Source organism: Serratia sp. H1w (assembly GCF_000633355.1).
GTDB lineage: Bacteria > Pseudomonadota > Gammaproteobacteria > Enterobacterales > Enterobacteriaceae > Chania.
On the sequence record NZ_AYMQ01000083.1, the window covers coordinates 1 to 1,913 of the forward strand.

The 1,913-nt window shown below is 57.7% G+C and carries 1 protein-coding gene and 1 pseudogene; both read left to right on the top strand.

The window, feature by feature from the left end:
• The first annotated feature begins 85 nt into the window (after positions 1–85).
• A pseudogene (gene istA / locus U869_RS29550) lies at positions 86–1,114 on the top strand (IS21 family transposase).
• Positions 1,111–1,899 carry an IS21-like element helper ATPase IstB gene (gene istB, locus U869_RS0119425; RefSeq protein ID WP_025123039.1) on the top strand — a complete coding sequence of 263 codons (789 nt, stop codon included), beginning with the start codon at positions 1,111–1,113 and terminating at the stop codon, positions 1,897–1,899. The pseudogene istA and the gene istB overlap by 4 nt, the downstream one beginning before the upstream one ends.
• The last annotated feature ends 14 nt before the right edge of the window (positions 1,900–1,913 follow it).

Consider the following 1,913-nt stretch of genomic DNA (forward strand, 5'->3'; position numbering starts at 1 on the left):
TGTCGCTACCGATGTAAAACTGGCCCACCTGCCGATGTTAATCTGACCCACCTAGGGTAAAAATGGCAGTTTTAAGGCACTGCCAATGATGACATTGGAGACCAGAGTGGAGATTAGTGTTTTACACCGTCAGGGCATGTCGATACGCGCCATCGCGCGTCAGCTTTCATGCTCTCGCGAGACCGTGCGCAGATATATTCGTAGCCCGCTGCCCGTAGCGGATATGCACTACAAGCCTCGCGCCCTCTGACCTTGCAAGCTTGACCCCTTCAAGCCTTATATCCTTGAACGCGTGGCCGCTGCCAGGCCACAGTGGATACCCGCCAGTGTGCTGCTGCGCGAGATCCGGCTGCGGGGTTACGATGGCGGTTACAGCATGCTGACCGCTTTCCTGCACCCCATGAAGCAGCCCGTCACCGAAGAGGTAACGCGCTTCGAGACCGAGCCGGGCTTTCAGATGCAGGTTGATTTCACCATCATCAGACTCGGTCATAACCCATTGCTGGCCTTCGTCGCCACGCTGGGCTGGAGCCGTGCCACTTTCGTCAAGTTCTACAGCAACCAGGACTCCGCTGCCTGGTGTGACGGCATTGAGTCTGCGCTCAGGTTCTTCGGCGGGACGCCGCATCAGCTGCTGTTCGACAACGCCAAGGCCATCATCATTGAGCGCGATGTCTACGGCCCCGGCAAGCATCGCTGGAACCCGCAGTTGATGCACGTCGCTGAGAAGTATGCCTTTACTCCCAAGGTCTGCCGCCCCTATCGCGCCAAGACCAAGGGCAAGGTTGAGCGGTTTAACCATTACCTCAAGAACAGCTTTATCGTGCCCCTTACCGCGACCTTCCGGCAGGCCGGGCTGGTACTGGATGTCCCCGCCGCCAACGCACGCATTGGCGAGTGGCTGGTCACCGTCGCGAACACGCGAGTGCATGGCACCACAGGCGTACCGCCTGAGCAGCGCATGCCGCGCGAACGCGCAGCATTATTGCCGTTACCGAAGGTGATGTTGGCATTGCCTGCACCCGTCCCAACGCCCAAGCAGCGTCCGGTGCCGACCGAGAGCCTGCAACATTCTCTGGCAACGTATCAGGCTTTGCTGGAGGTGCCAGCATGAACCTTCAGCATGATCGTATTGCCGCGCTCTGCGAGCAACTCAAGCTCGACCGCCTGCCGGCAGAGTGGCCGGGTGTTGCACAGACGACCATCGACAACAGCGGCACACATGCCGACTTCCTGGAAGCCGTTTTGCAGCTCCAGCATGATGGCCTGAACGAACGGCGTCGCCAGACCATTTTGCGGTTATCAGGCCTGCCGGTGATAAAAACACTGGAACAGTTCGATTACGCCTATGCCAGTGGCGTTCCACGAAGCCAGATCCAGGAGTTGGCGGGTCTGGCATTTATAGAACGTCAGGAGAACGTTGTCCTGCTCGGGCCTTCTGGCGTCGGCAAGACGCACCTGGCGACCGGCATTGGCTATAAAGCCGCGATGGCGGGGTTAAGCATTCGGTTCATCACCGCCGCCGACATGATGCTGCAACTGATGGCGTCACACCGTCAGGGTGATCTGAAGGGCTACCTGAACCGCGTCGTAGGTAAGCCTAAATTGTTGATCATCGACGAAGTGGGATATCTGCCGTTCGGCAAAATGGAGGCGAACTTGTTCTTCCAGGTTGTCGCTAAACGGTATGAGTCAGGTAGCGTGATCCTGACCAGCAACCTGCCGTTTACGCAGTGGTCCGGCACGTTTGGTGATGACGAGACGCTGACGGCGGCAATGCTGGATCGGCTGCTTCACCATGCACATATCGCGCAAATCAGCGGCCAAAGTTATCGACTGAAAGATAAGCTGAAAAGCGGTCAACTCCAGAAGAAAACGAAAGCAGCGGTTATCGAGTAATTCAAAGGGGGGGG

Excerpts from the sequence above, each read along its gene's own strand:
- istB (WP_025123039.1), top strand. The coding sequence starts at position 1,111 with ATGAACCTTCAGCATGATCGTATTGCCGCGCTCTGCGAGCAACTCAAG.